At 43.6% G+C, this 14,482-nt stretch carries 13 protein-coding genes and 1 tRNA gene; 11 read left to right on the top strand and 3 right to left on the bottom strand.

The window, feature by feature from the left end:
- Positions 1–3 precede the first annotated feature (3 nt).
- The 5 genes from HQM15_00850 (at position 4) to HQM15_00830 (ending at position 6,422) form a co-directional block, all read left to right on the top strand.
- A complete protein-coding gene (locus HQM15_00850; protein ID MBF0491314.1) occupies positions 4–744 on the top strand; it encodes an ABC transporter ATP-binding protein in 741 nt (246 codons plus the stop codon).
- A 20-nt stretch (positions 745–764) separates the two neighbouring features.
- Positions 765–1,625 (top strand): MCE family protein, encoded by an 861-nt coding sequence (locus HQM15_00845; GenBank protein ID MBF0491313.1) that lies wholly within the window; start codon positions 765–767, stop codon positions 1,623–1,625.
- Between the two features lie 97 nt (positions 1,626–1,722).
- The gene (locus HQM15_00840) at positions 1,723–3,795 is read left to right on the top strand and encodes a serine protein kinase (protein MBF0491312.1); all 2,073 of its coding nucleotides are present in this window, start codon (positions 1,723–1,725) and stop codon (positions 3,793–3,795) included.
- Positions 3,796–3,808: 13 nt separating this feature from the next.
- Entirely contained in the window at positions 3,809–4,915 is a 1,107-nt protein-coding gene (locus HQM15_00835) for a DUF444 family protein (GenBank protein MBF0491311.1), read from the top strand.
- A gap of 1 nt (position 4,916) precedes the next feature.
- Positions 4,917–6,422, top strand: a complete 1,506-nt coding sequence (locus tag HQM15_00830; protein ID MBF0491310.1) for a SpoVR family protein — start codon at positions 4,917–4,919, stop codon at positions 6,420–6,422.
- 72 nt (positions 6,423–6,494) lie between these two features.
- Here HQM15_00830 and HQM15_00825 read toward each other — a convergent pair whose 3' ends face one another.
- Positions 6,495–6,836, bottom strand: a complete 342-nt coding sequence (locus HQM15_00825; protein MBF0491309.1) for a hypothetical protein — start codon at positions 6,834–6,836, stop codon at positions 6,495–6,497.
- Positions 6,837–6,963: 127 nt separating this feature from the next.
- Positions 6,964–7,785 carry a nucleoside triphosphate pyrophosphohydrolase gene (gene mazG / locus HQM15_00820; protein MBF0491308.1) on the bottom strand — a complete coding sequence of 274 codons (822 nt, stop codon included), beginning with the start codon at positions 7,783–7,785 and terminating at the stop codon, positions 6,964–6,966.
- A gap of 165 nt (positions 7,786–7,950) precedes the next feature.
- Between mazG and HQM15_00815 the strand changes: the two genes are divergently transcribed.
- The 4 genes from HQM15_00815 to HQM15_00800 all read left to right on the top strand — a co-directional run bounded on the left by HQM15_00815 (position 7,951) and on the right by HQM15_00800 (position 9,613).
- Positions 7,951–8,023 (top strand) — tRNA-Thr (locus tag HQM15_00815).
- Positions 8,024–8,069: 46 nt separating this feature from the next.
- On the top strand, positions 8,070–8,372 hold the full coding sequence (locus HQM15_00810; GenBank protein MBF0491307.1) for an HU family DNA-binding protein: 303 nt from the start codon (positions 8,070–8,072) through the stop codon (positions 8,370–8,372).
- Between the two features lie 137 nt (positions 8,373–8,509).
- Positions 8,510–8,788 carry a heavy-metal-associated domain-containing protein gene (locus HQM15_00805; GenBank protein MBF0491306.1) on the top strand — a complete coding sequence of 93 codons (279 nt, stop codon included), beginning with the start codon at positions 8,510–8,512 and terminating at the stop codon, positions 8,786–8,788.
- Between the two features lie 63 nt (positions 8,789–8,851).
- Positions 8,852–9,613, top strand: coding sequence for a DUF547 domain-containing protein (locus HQM15_00800; protein MBF0491305.1), 762 nt, complete (start codon positions 8,852–8,854; stop codon positions 9,611–9,613).
- A 7-nt stretch (positions 9,614–9,620) separates the two neighbouring features.
- Here the strand turns inward: HQM15_00800 and HQM15_00795 are convergent, their stop codons facing one another.
- Entirely contained in the window at positions 9,621–11,381 is a 1,761-nt protein-coding gene (locus HQM15_00795) for an acyl-CoA dehydrogenase (GenBank protein ID MBF0491304.1), read from the bottom strand.
- A 211-nt stretch (positions 11,382–11,592) separates the two neighbouring features.
- On the opposite strand from HQM15_00795, the gene HQM15_00790 reads away from it, so the two are divergent.
- Both HQM15_00790 and HQM15_00785 read left to right on the top strand, forming a co-directional pair.
- Entirely contained in the window at positions 11,593–13,692 is a 2,100-nt protein-coding gene (locus HQM15_00790; GenBank protein ID MBF0491303.1) for an elongation factor G, read from the top strand.
- A 70-nt stretch (positions 13,693–13,762) separates the two neighbouring features.
- A complete protein-coding gene (locus HQM15_00785) occupies positions 13,763–14,113 on the top strand; it encodes a hypothetical protein (protein MBF0491302.1) in 351 nt (116 codons plus the stop codon).
- Positions 14,114–14,482: the final 369 nt, after the last annotated feature.

Raw genomic sequence — 14,482 nt, 5'->3', positions numbered from 1 at the left:
TTTATGCAAAGTTTTATTCATTTTGAAAATATCTGTAAATCCTTTGGCCCAAAGAAAATATTTGAGGATTTAAACTTGGATGTCCAAAAAGGGGAGACCCTTTGTATTATTGGAGGTTCTGGTTCGGGTAAAAGTGTTCTCCTTAAAATTTTTCTTCGACTTCTTCCTCTCGATACCGGAAAAATTATATTTGATGGAGAAGAGGTGATGTCGATGAATGGGGCGCAGCTCATCAAGATGAGAAAACGAATTGCCATGCTTTTTCAGGGTGCAGCCCTCTTTGATTCACTGAGTGTAAAAGATAATGTGGCTTATCCTCTGCGAGAACATTCTTCTTACTCGGAAGAAGAAATTGACCAAATCGTGAATGAAAAACTGGAAGATGTTGGGCTTCCTGGAATTGGAAAAATGTTGCCCTCTGATCTTTCGGGAGGCATGCGGAAACGTGTCGGTTTGGCACGTGCCATTGCCACCAATCCAGAGCTGATTCTTTATGATGAGCCAACCACGGGTCTGGATCCCACCAACTCCCGTCGTATCGATGATCTCATTGTGCACTTGAAGGAGAAATACAAAGCAACTTCAATTGTAGTGACGCACGACATGCAGAGTGTGGCCCATGTGAGTGACCGCATCGCTTTTTTATATAATTATAAAGTGGAGTATGTGGGAACACTCGAAGAGTTGAAAAAAGAGAATCACCAAGTTGTGAAAGATTTCATGGCAGGGACTCTTAAGGATTAAATCGCTATTAAGGAACGATTATGAATTCAAAACTTTCTCTAAAAATATCGGTGGGCGTTTTTGTGCTCCTTGCGCTTACCGTACTGGTGACGATGGTTTTTATTTTGGGAGACGGGAGTTATTTCTTTAAATCCAGCTATACCTTAAAAGTGAAATTCAAAGACATTACAGGATTAAGATTGGGTTCGCCCGTTTTTTTAAATGGCTACAATGTAGGGAAGGTCGATAAAATTGAATTCTCTGACCAGGTGAGTGATAAACACTTTATAATTTTTTTAAATCTCCTTTCGGATTATCAGGAAAGAATAAGGGAAGACAGTACAGCCAAAATTGATACCCAGGGACTGTTGGGGGACAAAGCAGTCGCGGTGACCGTAGGTTCTGCAGAAAAACGAAAGCTCGAAAATGGAGAGTATATTGAAGTGAAGGAAACTATTTCATTGAGTGACATGTTTGAAAAAAGTTTTGGTCTGCTGGATCAGGTGCAAAAAATTGTCGGAAATGTGGACGGAATGATTCAGGACGTGAAGACCAAAAAAAGTCTTGTGAATGCCTTGTTGTACGATCCTAAAGGGGCTCAGGCTGTTTCAGATCTGGCGGGGACAATCGCTTCTACTCAAAAACTCATCCACGGCTTTGAAAAAGAAAATCTGGCAAAAAAGTTTTCAGCCTCTGCCAAAAATATTCAATCCATGACACAAAACTTTAGTGAAGTGAGTGCAAAAATCGAGAAGGGAGAAGGTTCTCTAGGTGGCTTAATTGCTGATCCCACCGTTTATTATGATCTTAAGACCTTACTCGGAAAAGCCAACCGCAGCGCGCTCATCAAAGCTGTGATTCGACACACGATGTCAAAAAATGAAAAACAAACCTTGAAGTGACACCAGTACCTGTTATAATTTTTCTGTGGGTTGTGTACGAGTGGGGTCGGGTTTACATTCCTTTCGTTCTTTTCATCACCATAATGAAGGAGGTCTTATGACCACGTCGGGGTCACTGATGGAGGTATTAAAAAACCTTCAAGATGTTAAAGGGTATCAAGAACTCAACTGGGAAGGTTCGTTTTCTGAATATCTAGATCTGGTCAGGCAAAATCCAAAAGTTGCGCGCAGCTCCTTCCAGCGCGTGTACGACATGATTATTTCTCACGGGTTCGAGGAATATAAAGAATACAAGAAAAAAATCATCCGCTACAATTTTTTTAAAGATCCTTTCGAGAATGGGAAAGATGCAGTTTTTGGTCTGGATCTGCATCTCATGAAATTGGTGGATCTTTTCAAAAGTGCGGCCGCCCGCTATGGAACCGAAAAACGCATTTTTCTTTTGCATGGGCCTGTAGGTTCTTCCAAATCTACCATCGCCCGTGTACTCAAAAAAGGCTTGGAGCAATATTCGCGCACTCCGGAAGGGGCCTTGTTTACTTATAAATGGATCAAAAACGGTGTGAATGAATTGCAGCATTTATTTGGTGCCAGCGAAGAAATCGCCTGCCCCATGCACGAAGAACCTCTCAAAATTATTCCGGAGGAACATCGCTCCAAGGTTTTAGATGAAATTAATTGGAAGCTTCCCGAGGCAGAAAAAATTCATCTGGAAGGCGATCTCGACCCTTCCTGCCGTTTTGTCTTCAAGACCTTATTACAGCATTACAAAGGCGATTGGCTGAAGGCCATCGAAAATCATGTGCGCGTCAAACGTCTGGTGCTTTCCGAAAAAGATCGGGTGGGCATTGGCACCTTCCAGCCCAAGGATGAAAAAAATCAGGATTCGACTGAACTCACCGGCGATATCAATTATCGCAAAATAGCCGAATATGGCTCGGAATCGGACCCTCGTGCCTTCAACTTTGATGGCGAATTCAATATTGCCAACCGTGGCATTATTGAATTTATCGAAGTGCTGAAACTGGACGTTGCGTTTTTATACGACTTGCTGGGCGCCTCTCAGGAACATCGCATCAAACCCAAAAAATTCGCCCAAACCGATATCGATGAAGTGATCATCGGTCACACCAATGAACCTGAATTTAGAAAATTGCAAAGCAACGAGTATATGGAGGCCTTGCGGGATAGAACCGTAAAGGTGGATGTGCCTTATGTTACCCGGCTTTCCGAGGAAATGAAAATCTACGAAAAGGACTTCAGTGCGCGGAAGATTAAAGGGAAACACATTGCCCCTCATACCCTGGAAACTGCGGCGATGTGGGGAATACTCACTCGCCTGGAGGAGCCTAAAAAGGCAAACCTTACTCTCATCCAGAAGCTGAAACTCTACGACGGTAAAACCCTCTCGGGTTACACCGAAGACAACGTGAAAGAATTGCGTAAGGAATCCGTCCGCGAAGGGCTGGATGGAATTTCTCCTCGCTACATTCAGGATAAAATTTCCAATGCCCTGGTGAAAGACAACGAAGGTTGCGTGAATCCTTTTATGATTTTGAACGAACTGGAAAGCGGTCTGCGCCATCACACCTTGCTCAAGAATGACGATCAGCGTAAAAAATACATTGAGCTGCTTTCGGTGGTGAAGGACGAATACGAAGACCGTGTAAAAAATGAGGTGCAGCGCGCTATTTGTGCAGACGAAGAGGCCATCGCCCGCTTGTGTGGTAATTACATCGACAATGTTAAGGCCTACACTCAAAAAGAAAAGGTTCGTAACAAATACACGGGGCAGGATGAAGAACCCGATGAACGTTTGATGCGCTCCATTGAAGAAAAGATTGATATACCCGATTCGCGCAAAGATGATTTTCGTCGTGAAATCATGAACTACATTGGGGCCTTAGCCGTCGAAGGTAAGAAATTTGATTACAAAACCAACGAGCGCTTGCAGAAGGCCCTCGAACTCAAAATGTTCGAAGATCAAAAAGATTCTATCAAACTCACTTCTCTGGTGACCAGTGTGATGGACAAAGACACCCAGGAAAAAATCGACGTGGTGAAAAGCCGCCTCATCAAAAATCACGGCTATTGCGATATCTGCGCCACAGACGTCCTGAACTTTGTGGCCAGTATCTTTGCAAGGGGGGATATTAAGGATAGGAGTTAGTTCCAATTAAAACATGAAAATCGAACAAGACTACAATCGCTTCAAACAAATCGTTCGAGGGAAAATCCGCAAGGAACTGCGTAAGTTTGTTTCTCAGGGGGAGCTTATTGGGAAGCAGGGCAAAGATCTTATTTCCATTCCTTTGCCTCAAATCGATATCCCACACATTGTCTACGGTCCCAATCAAAAGGGTGGGGTGGGGCAGGGAGAGGGCAAAGAGGGTGACGTCATCGGTAAAGGTGACCAAGAAGGCGATGGTCAAGGCCAAGCGGGCAGTGGGGAAGGACAGCATATTTTGGAGGTGGAGCTGACCCTGGATGAGTTGGCGCAGATTTTGGCTGAAGAATTGGAGTTGCCTAATATTCAGCCCAAAGGGACTGCGAATATCGTCGCCTCAAAAAACAAGTACAATTCTATTACTTACAATGGCCCCGACTCGCTTCGTCATTTCAAACGTACCTACAAACAAGCGCTGAAACGGCATATCCTGACTGGGCTTTATGATCCGGTGAAGCCGGTGATTGTTCCCATCCGCGAAGACAGTCGTTACCGTTCTTCCAAAGAAGAAAAAAAACCTCAGCGTAAGGCCGTAATTATCTACATGATGGACGTCTCGGGTTCGATGGGTCAGGAACAAAAAGAAATTGTACGCATCGAAAGTTTCTGGATTGATACCTGGTTGCGCTCGCAATACGAAGGCCTGGAAACCCGCTTTATTATTCATGATGCCGTTGCCCGTGAAGTGGATCGCGAAACCTTCTATCGCACTCGTGAGTCGGGTGGCACCATCATCAGTTCCGCCTATAAGCTCTGTCTGCAGATGATTGAGGAAGAATACGACCCGGGTGAATGGAATATCTATCCCTTCCATTTTTCGGATGGAGACAACTGGTCGGGGAATGACACACAAGAATGTTTGAATATGCTCGAGAAACAAATTTTTCCAAAGGTGAATGTGTTTTGTTACGGACAAGTGGAATCGGAATATGGAAGCGGGCAATTTTTAAAAGATTTAAAAAACAAATTTGGAGATAAAAAAGAAGAGCTCATTACTTCGCGCATAGAAGGCAAAGATAAAATTTTGGATTCGATCAAGGATTTTTTGGGTAAAGGAAAATAACATGTCCGACTACAACAAAGCCCCCGAAGAACTCGTCGAATGGAACATCAAGATCGAAAAGATTGCACGTGAGGTAGGTCTCGACTTTTTTCCTGTTTTTTTTGAAGTGGTGGATTGGAAAGAAATGAATATGATTGCGGCCTATGGCGGTTTTCCAAACCGCTATCCTCACTGGAGCTTTGGGATGCAGTACCAGGAACTTTCCAAATCCTACGCCTATGGTCTGTCTAAAATCTACGAAATGGTCATCAACAACAATCCCTGTTATGCCTACCTTTTACACAGCAATCACTTGGTGGACCAAAAACTGGTGATGGCCCATGTGTATGGGCACTGTGATTTTTTCAAAAACAATGTTTATTTTTCTCACACCAATCGCAAAATGATGGATGAAATGGCCAACCATAAAATTCGTGTTCGGCGTTACATCGATCAGCAAGGGCATGATGAAGTAGAACGATTTTTAGACGTCTGTCTTTCGATAGAAAACCTCATCGATAACCATGGCCCCTTTATTAAGCGTCGTGCGGAACAAGAGGGAAGAGTTTTACAAGAAGGAGAAGAAGCTCAGCCTTTGGTCAAAAAAATGAAAAGCAAAGGCTACATGGATAAATTTATTAATCCAAAAGAGTTTTTGGAATCGGAGAAGAAAAAAATTAAAAAGAGTCAGGAACAAGAGAGGGAATTTCCGGAGAGTCCTGTTCGAGATGTCCTCCTGTTTTTGCTGGAACATGCTCCCATGGAGCGTTGGAAGCGAGACATCCTGGCGATGATTCGCGATGAAGCTTATTATTTTTTACCTCAAATGCAGACCAAAATCATGAACGAAGGTTGGGCCTCGTATTGGCACTCCACCCTCATGACTCGGAGAATCATGAATTCCTCGGAGTTCATTGATTATGCCGATCACCATTCGGGGACGGTCGCCTCGAATGGCCGGCTGAATCCTTACAAGTTGGGGATAGAACTCTTTCGCGACATTGAAGATCGCTGGAACAAAGGCCGATTTGGAAAAGAATATGAAGAATGCGACAATATGGTAGAAAAAAAACGCTGGGATAAAAAAACAGGAATCGGAAAACAAAAAATTTTTGAAGTGAGAAAACTTTATAACGATCTCACTTTTATCGATACTTTTTTAACCGAAGATTTTTGCCGTGAAAACAAGATGTTCGCCTTCGATTATAATAAAGCCAACAATACGTACCAAATTACTTCTACCGATTTTAAGAAGGTGAAAGACAAGTTGCTTGCTCAACTCACCAACTCCGGCCGGCCCATGCTTTCGGTGGTGAATGGGAATTATAAAAATCGATCAGAACTTTATTTGAAGCACCAATACGAAGGCTTCGAGTTAAAAATCGACTGGTTAAAAGAAGTCCTTAAAAATCTGCATCAAATCTGGACTCGGCCTGTTTATGTGGAAACCAAATTTGAGGACCATGAGCATGTTTTTGGTTTTGATGGAAAAGAGCACAAGGATTTTCGGAAGGAAGCTCAGGTTTAATGGGGTAAGGATAGGCGTAAGGCGTGAGGTGTAAGGGGGGGAAACTGAATTTATTCCCTCACGCCTCACGCCTTACGCCTCACTCCTCACTTCCTTAATCCCCCTCCACACATCCCATACATTCCAAACCCACACGCCCACTAAAAGAAATAGAGAAATCAAAATCAGTCTTTCATTCTGAATAAAGCTCTGCCACAAATTTTTTCCCATCTTAGGGAAGAGATGATCGTGGTGATGTAAAGGGATGAGGGAGAGTTTCCAAAAGCTTCTCATGAAAAATAAAAGGGGAATCAGGCAGAGAAGAACGGAAGAGAAACTCAGGCATAGCCCTTTGAGCCTTTGACCAAGCTTGAATTGGCCCAAGCCAGGTAAAACACAGGTGGAAAGAAGAAGGGGAGTAAGGGTTTTTTTCATAAGGATGTCATCGCTCGCAATGACAGCGATGTCAATATTGCCCAAAATTTAATCAATTTGCTAGCGCTGATGAATCTTCTCCACAGTACTGCGTCAAATAAATCATCCACAGGTCTATCCACAGTTCTTAAACAGTTTCTGTGGATTTCTTTGCCTCTATCCACAACTCTGTTAACTTATCTAAATTAATAGATTTTTTATCATATTGCTTCATTTTTTCTTCTACAAATTGGAAGCGTTTTGAAAATTTCTGGCAACTCTGTTGAAGAACTTCTTCGGGGTTCAATTGGAGGTGACGTGCAAAGTTTGCCAGGGTAAAAAAGACATCTCCCAGTTCTTCTTGAATATCCATGCCTTGTCCATTTTTGAGGGCTTCTTTCAGTTCCTGAAACTCTTCTTCTACTTTTTCTATAACGCCTTCTATTTGAGGCCAATCAAAACCCACCGTGGCTACTTTCTTTCCTATTTTATAGGCTTTTTGAAGGGCAGGTAAGGCCTTGGGAATGTCAGCCAGAATGGAACTCTCTTTTTCACAGTTTTCATTATTTTTTTTGGCAATTTTTTCTTGGGTCTTGATTTCTTCCCAACGTCTGGAGACTTCTTCGCTATCTTTTATTTTTTCATTTGCAAAGACGTGAGGATGACGGCGTTTCATTTTTTCGATGAGCACTTGCAGAATATCCGCAAAATCAAATTCATTTTTTTCTGAGGCAATTTGTGCGTGAAAAAAAATCTGTAAAAGTAAATCTCCCAGCTCTTCTTTGAGCAATGTAGATTTTTTTTCATCGATGGCTTCCAGCACTTCATAACTTTCTTCCAACAGATAGGTTTTTAAAGATTCATGATTTTGCTTTTTATCCCAGGGGCAACCCTCTTCGCCTCGGAGCACTCTCAGGATATTCAGCATCTCTTCCAGCAGTTTTTTGGCGTTTTCTTGGTTTTTATGCATAAAAAACTCGTGTTTTTGTTTTTAAGCCTTGAATTTTAGAGCTAGAAGTCAGTAATCAGTTGCCAGTTATCAGTTTTGTAATAGACTACCTGCTCTTAATAACTGGCAACTAATAACTGATACCCGATCACTGACAACTAGTAACTAGCAACTGTATTCAAAGGTGCCACCATAGCTCAGTTGGTAGAGCAACTGATTCGTAATCAGTAGGTCAGCGGTTCGATTCCGCTTGGTGGCTTAAGATTTAACAATAATAACCACCTTTAAATCCTCGGGAGGATTCTATGGGAAAAGCAATGACCAAAAGCCAAATCATTAACAAACTTGCAGCAGACACGAGCTTGCTCAAGAAAGATGTTGTTCAGCTTGTTGAAGATTTAGCCGCCTTAGCACTGAAAGAAGCAAAGAATGGATTCACACTTCCTGGACTGGGAAAACTGGTTTTAGTGAATCGTAAAGCACGCATGGGTCGTAATCCTCAAACAGGAGAGGCAATTAAAATTCCTGCGAAAACTGTTTTGAAATTTCGTATTGCCAAAGCAGCAAAAGATTCAGTGCTGGGTAAATCTGCCAAAAAGAAAAAGTAATTTTTTTGGAAAGAATAAAAAGGCGTTCTGGTTTTTTTTCGGAGCGCCTTCTTTTTTATATGTGACCGGCTCGAGCAAGTTCAAAGCTTGTTATTCTCAGGATTAACGCTTTGGATAAGCCTTGGAAGGAGACTGCAATGAAAAATAAAATTTTATTAGCGCTGATGTTTTTTTTATTTCCTCTAATAGCCCGGGCAGAAAATAAAAATATTTGTCTCAATATAAAAGACATGAGCTGTGCCATGTGCGCTGCACGGGTAGAAGGGGCGCTCAAAAAAGTGGATGGAGTCACCAAATGCAGTGTAGATAATAAAACTGCCAAAGGAAGCTGCGATTACGACGATACCAAAACGAGTGCAGACAAGATCTTGGAGGCTTGCAATAAGACGGGATTTAAGTGTGAGAAGTGTGAGTAGATTTCTGGAAACTGATATTGTGCATTTTTATTTTTTTCTTGGCGCAGGTTTCGGATTAGCCCGATGAAATCCAAACTTCTAAAATTTTTTTTTATTTTTTCCCTCTGTTTTTCATTTCCTGTCCTCGCTCAAGAAAAACTCGTTCTTCCCAACCCCATTGATCACTCTGCGTTCAGCCAAATTCTCAAAAAATATATCAGTAAAATTGGCTTGGTCGATTATCGATCTCTCAAAAGAGACAAAGAGGCCCTCGCTGTTTTGAATGGCTATTGTGAGGACTTGTCAAAAATAGATATTTTTGTCTTAGAACCAGTTCAAGAGCGAATGGCCGCGTTGCTTAATTTGTACAATGCCCTGGTTTTGCGAGAGGTTTTAAAATTTTATCCGGTTCAAAACACTTCTCAGATTCCTCATTTTTTTGAGGAGGCACGTTATGCTCTTGCAGGTTTTGAAAAGAAGATGTCTCTGCTCGATATCGAAAATTTATTTCATGAACGATTCAATGACCCTCGACACAATCTAGCCCGTGTCAATGCCTCCATAGCCGGGCCTATCTTTTTGCAAGAGGCCTTCAATTCTAAGAATTTGGAAAAACAGCTCGAAGAAGTCACCGCTCGTTTTATTAACGATCCCTCCAAGGTGAGCTATGATGCCCGAAGAAATGTGGTGGGAACTTCCCCTCTGTTTTTATGGTTTGAGGAAGATTTTAAACGCTACTCCATGTCCCTGAGAGGCTTTTTATCTTCCCGTATTCCAGTCAATCTGAGCACGAAGGTGGAGTTTGGCGGCTATGATTGGCGTTTGAATGATACGGTATATCGATAATTCTTAATTACAGCACATCCGCCAAAGCGGAGCGATCCTCCGAGTGAATGCGGGTGAGGTTGAGCTCTGCCTCGGGCAGCAGTTGCTCCACATAAAATTTAGCCACTTCAATTTTTCCCTGAAGGAATTTTTTGCGTTCCGCCGTGGAGGCAGAGGGTAATTGTTTTAAGGCAACGGCGGCACGACGCACGAGCAGCGAGGCACAGACGATATCGCTGAAGGCCCTCAAAAAGGGTGTGGCGACATAGCCGGGGAAGTTTCCGTCCTGGGACGCTTTCTGAGCTATACGTTGCGCGGCTTGGCCGAATTTTGAAATCGTAGAGATAATTTTATCTGCGGCGGGTTTTAATTCTGCATGGGCCGACACTTCTTGCAGTTGTTGTGTAGTACGTTGAGAATATTTCAGTAAATTTTTTCCGCCATCCCTCAAAAACTTGCGGCCTATCAAATCCATGGCCTGAATGCCGTTGGTGCCTTCGTAAATTGAGGCAATCTTCAAATCTCTCATGTATTGTTCTACCGGATAATCTTGCGTGTAACCATAACCGCCATAGGTCTGGATGGCGAGTTCGGTAGAACGGAAACCCATGTCGGAGCCAAAGGCCTTGGCCACCGGAGTCATCAGGCCGGCAAGGGATTCATATTCGTGGCGTACTTTTTCATCCGGGTGATGCCAGGCCAGATCCACCATAATAGAGGCTTCCATCACAAGACAGCGCAGAGCTTCGACATAGGCCTTTTGAGTCATCAGCATGCGACGCACATCGGGGTATTGAACGATGAGGGTCTTGCCGCCTTGAGTGCGTTCCTTGGCATAAGACAGGGCATATTCATAAGCAGGAGCTGCAAGTGCTACCCCTTGCTGCCCCACGGCCAAGCGGGCTTCGTTCATCAGCTGAAACATGTAAATCATTCCCTGCGATTGTTTCCCGATCAAAAATCCCTGACAGCGATCATTTTCTCCGAACTGGAGCAGACAGGTCGGGGAGGCCTTGATGCCCATCTTGTGCTCGATTGAGACCAGGCTCACATCGTTGTCTTGTTCAAAAGAGCCATCGTCCTTCACACGTTTGGCCGGGACAATAAAAAGGGAAATCCCTTTGGTGCCCGGGGCATCGCCCTCAACACGGGCCAGCACGAGATGCACGATATTGGAGGAAAGCGAATGGTCTCCGCAGGTGATGAAAATTTTCTGCCCTTTGAGCAGGAAAGATCCATCGGCCTGTTTCTTGGCGACAGTAGAGATGTCACCCACGGCGGATCCGGCCTGGGGTTCGGTGAGACACATGGTGCCACACCATTCACCGGTGTTCATGCGACTTAGGTATTTTTGTTTTTGTTCTTCCGAACCAAAACTTTGGATGACGTTGCAGGATCCACGGGTGAGCAGGTGAAAGAAAGCGAAGCTGGCACAAGCGCCCATGACAAATTCAGAAACCACGGTGTTGATGGTGGTGGGAAGCCCCATGCCATTGTATTCAGGGTTCAAGTCAATCGACATAAATCCATTTTGACCAAAGGCGGTTAAGACTTCTTGAAATCCCTCCGGCATCACCACACGGCCATTGATCATTTTACATCCCTGACGATCGCCTTTCTCATTTAAGGGAGCGATCTCATTTTTCGCAAACCTCAAGCCCTCATCAATCACAGAGCGATAGATGTCTTCGCTTTGACCTTGAAAGCGGGGGAGTTCGGTGAGCTGGGTGGTATTTAAAAAATCAAACGCGGTAAAGAGGATGTCTTCTAAATCGACTTTGTATTCCATAGCGAGCTCCTTGATATAGATTGAGGGCCCCTTTTCAAGCGGATCAGATGCCGATTGTCAAGTCTGCTGAGAGGCTGGTGTCATATTCAGAGTTATTTTTAAAAAAAATGTTTATTGTTCTTAATAAATCACTAAAAAAAACTCGACTTTTTCAAGTCATTCAAGATAGAGCGCGTTGCTTTTCTTCTTTATCAATTATTTGGAGGCTTTTATGGCGACTGCTTTGGAACGAACGAGAAATATTGGAATTTCTGCCCACATCGATTCGGGTAAAACTACCCTTTCTGAACGTATTCTATTTTATACCAACAAAATTCATCGCATCGAAGAGGTAAAAGGAAAATCCGGCGTGGGTGCCACCATGGATTTCATGGACCTTGAACGGGAAAAAGGCATCACTATTCAATCTGCCGCCACTTATTGTGAATGGAAAGAAACCATTATCAACCTGATTGATACTCCGGGACACGTCGATTTTACCATCGAAGTGGAACGCGCCCTTCGCGTGCTTGATGGCGCAGTGCTTGTGCTCTGTGCCGTATCGGGTGTGCAGAGTCAGTCCATTACCGTCGACAGGCAAATGAATCGCTATCATGTTCCCCGTATTGCCTTTGTGAATAAAATGGATAGAGCAGGGGCAGATCCCATCCGTGTTCGCGATCAATTGCGTGATAAACTTAAACACAATGCCCACATGATTACCCTTCCCATTGGGGCCGAAGATCGCTTCCAGGGTGTGGTAGATTTGGTGGAAATGAAGGCCATTTATTTCGATGGAGAAAATGGGGAAAAAATTCGAATTGAAGAAATTCCTTCCGATATGCTCACGCAAGCCATGGAATTTAGGCATGAATTAATTGCCGCTTTGGGGGATTTTGACGATGATGTGGCCAGCCTCTTTTTGGAAGACCAGGACGTTTCGGTTGAACTCATGCGACGTGCCCTGCGCACAGCCACACTCAGCCTGAAATTTACTCCAGTGATGTGTGGATCCGCCTTTAAGAATAAGGGGGTGCAGGTTTTGCTGGATGCAGTCGGTTATTATCTTCCCAATCCTACTGAAGTAGAAAATGTGGCCCTGGATCAAAACAACGAAGAAGCGCGGGTTATCTTGGAATCCAGTCCTGACAAGCCTTTTGTGGCTCTGGCCTTCAAGCTGGAGGATGGGCGTTTTGGCCAGTTGACCTTCATGCGTATCTATCAGGGGAAAATCAGTAAAGGGGAGTGGATTGTCAACAGCGTGAACGAAAAGAAGCTGAAGGTTCCCCGTCTGGTGCGTATGCATGCCGATCAAATGCACGATATCGAAGTGGCGAGTGCGGGAGACATCGTGGCCTTCTTTGGCGTGGAATGTGCGTCCGGAGACACCTTTACGGATGGGAAGGTGCGCTACACCATGACTTCCATGCATATCCCCAATGCGGTTATTTCACTGGCCGTGGCACCTAAAGAGAAAAGTGGACAGGTCAATTTTTCCAAAGCCTTAAATCGTTTTTCCAAAGAAGATCCCACCTTCCGTGTTCATCGCGATGAAGAAAGTGCTCAAACCATTATTTCCGGAATGGGCGAGTTGCATCTTGAAATTTATATTGAGCGCATGAAACGCGAATATGCCTGCGAAGTGATTGCGGGTAAGCCTCAGGTGGCCTACCGGGAAACCATCACCCAAAAAACCGACTTCATGTATCAGCACAAAAAGCAGACCGGGGGTTCGGGACAATACGCAAAAATCTGTGGTATTTTTGAGCCCCTGCCGGCCGATTCGGTTCAAACTTACGAATTTGTGGATGATATCGTGGGGGGTAGAATCCCTCGAGAATTTATTCCTTCTTGTGACAAGGGTTTCCAGGACCAAATTAAAAAAGGTCTGCTGATTGGCGCTCCAGTGGTGGGCTTTAGAGCGATTATCAACGACGGGGCTTATCACGCGGTCGATTCCTCGGATATGGCCTTTAAAGTTTGTGCCATGACCGCAGTGCGTGAATTTTATGACAAATGCAAACCGATTATTCTGGAACCCATCATGAAGTTGCAAGTACAGGCCCCTGAAGAGTTTCAGGGCTCTGTGGTGGGACAGATCAATCAACGTCGTGGCGTTATTTTAAGTACCTCCACGGACGTGGGTTATGTGCAGATCGATGCCGAGGTTCCTCTTTCCGAAATGTTCGGTTACTCCACCGATTTGCGCAGTGGAACCCAGGGAAAAGGTGAATTTACGATGGAATTCCTGAAATATGCCCCTGTGCCTCGCGGTGTGCAGGAAGAATTAGTGAAGCTTTATAAAGAGAAAAAAGAAGCTGAGAATAAATAACTCACTTTATGCAATATTCGAGTCCTCACCCTCTCGACGGGAGAGGGCAGGGAGAGGGCAAAATCAACTTATGATTAGCGAAGTAAAGTTAATTGAAAACCTGCTCAAGGAATCTGCCAAGCGTTTGAAAAATATCAAGATCGCCTTAAATGCCTCTGGATTGAGTGCAAGTAAAACGATTCTTCCCAAACGAATTCGCCTGCGAAAAAAAGAAGAAGAGAACGAATATCAGCATCTGATTGAAGATTTAAATGAAATTCTTGCCTACTATCTGGGCGAGGAATTAGTAGTTTTTAGAGGGGCTGAACTTCTCAAAGGTCTCAATTCACTCCATTACAACTATCCCGAGCTTCAGGGCTTAAAGATCAGTGATCACCTGTCCCTTCTCTCCCAAGTGAGGGCGGTCGTTTCCAATAACTAGAATTTCTAAATTGTTAACAAGTCTTGGCAACTCATTACTTGTTTATTTCTAATCATAGATGCATTTAATTACTGGGGGTAGTTTTTTTTGATAAGGCGAGAAGTTTCTTGATTTCTATTTTTTTCCCTTTGCCTTCTTCTTTTCTAAAGTCAATCACTTCTTGTTTGGGGTGTTGTTTTGACTCCAGTACTTTTTTAATAACTCCTTTAAATACACTGCTAATAATACTTTGCCATTGATGCCATTTCTTTTAACACAAATACTCTCGTATCGATTCTTTCATTTCTTGCTCGAATGTATTCTCTCGAAACATATTCTTCTCTAATTTTGATTTCTTAAAATCGTAGCTCTTGTTCAACTCTTGCTCTC

The organism is Deltaproteobacteria bacterium (assembly GCA_015233135.1).
GTDB lineage: Bacteria > UBA10199 > UBA10199 > JADFYH01 > JADFYH01 > JADFYH01.
Note: the sequence above shows the minus strand (reverse complement) of the source record. Positions and strands in the feature narration are given on the sequence as shown.

What these genes read in the sequence shown, in the direction of transcription:
- HQM15_00850 (MBF0491314.1), top strand. Translation starts at nt 4, where the DNA reads ATGCAAAGTTTTATTCATTTTGAAAATATCTGTAAATCCTTTGGCCCA.
- HQM15_00845 (MBF0491313.1), top strand. Translation starts at nt 765, where the DNA reads ATGAATTCAAAACTTTCTCTAAAAATATCGGTGGGCGTTTTTGTGCTC.
- HQM15_00840 (MBF0491312.1), top strand. Translation starts at nt 1,723, where the DNA reads ATGACCACGTCGGGGTCACTGATGGAGGTATTAAAAAACCTTCAAGAT.
- HQM15_00835 (MBF0491311.1), top strand. Translation starts at nt 3,809, where the DNA reads ATGAAAATCGAACAAGACTACAATCGCTTCAAACAAATCGTTCGAGGG.
- HQM15_00830 (MBF0491310.1), top strand. Translation starts at nt 4,917, where the DNA reads ATGTCCGACTACAACAAAGCCCCCGAAGAACTCGTCGAATGGAACATC.
- HQM15_00825 (MBF0491309.1), bottom strand. Translation starts at nt 6,836, where the DNA reads ATGAAAAAAACCCTTACTCCCCTTCTTCTTTCCACCTGTGTTTTACCT.
- mazG (MBF0491308.1), bottom strand. Translation starts at nt 7,785, where the DNA reads ATGCATAAAAACCAAGAAAACGCCAAAAAACTGCTGGAAGAGATGCTG.
- HQM15_00810 (MBF0491307.1), top strand. Translation starts at nt 8,070, where the DNA reads ATGGGAAAAGCAATGACCAAAAGCCAAATCATTAACAAACTTGCAGCA.
- HQM15_00805 (MBF0491306.1), top strand. Translation starts at nt 8,510, where the DNA reads ATGAAAAATAAAATTTTATTAGCGCTGATGTTTTTTTTATTTCCTCTA.
- HQM15_00800 (MBF0491305.1), top strand. Translation starts at nt 8,852, where the DNA reads ATGAAATCCAAACTTCTAAAATTTTTTTTTATTTTTTCCCTCTGTTTT.
- HQM15_00795 (MBF0491304.1), bottom strand. Translation starts at nt 11,381, where the DNA reads ATGGAATACAAAGTCGATTTAGAAGACATCCTCTTTACCGCGTTTGAT.
- HQM15_00790 (MBF0491303.1), top strand. Translation starts at nt 11,593, where the DNA reads ATGGCGACTGCTTTGGAACGAACGAGAAATATTGGAATTTCTGCCCAC.
- HQM15_00785 (MBF0491302.1), top strand. Translation starts at nt 13,763, where the DNA reads ATGATTAGCGAAGTAAAGTTAATTGAAAACCTGCTCAAGGAATCTGCC.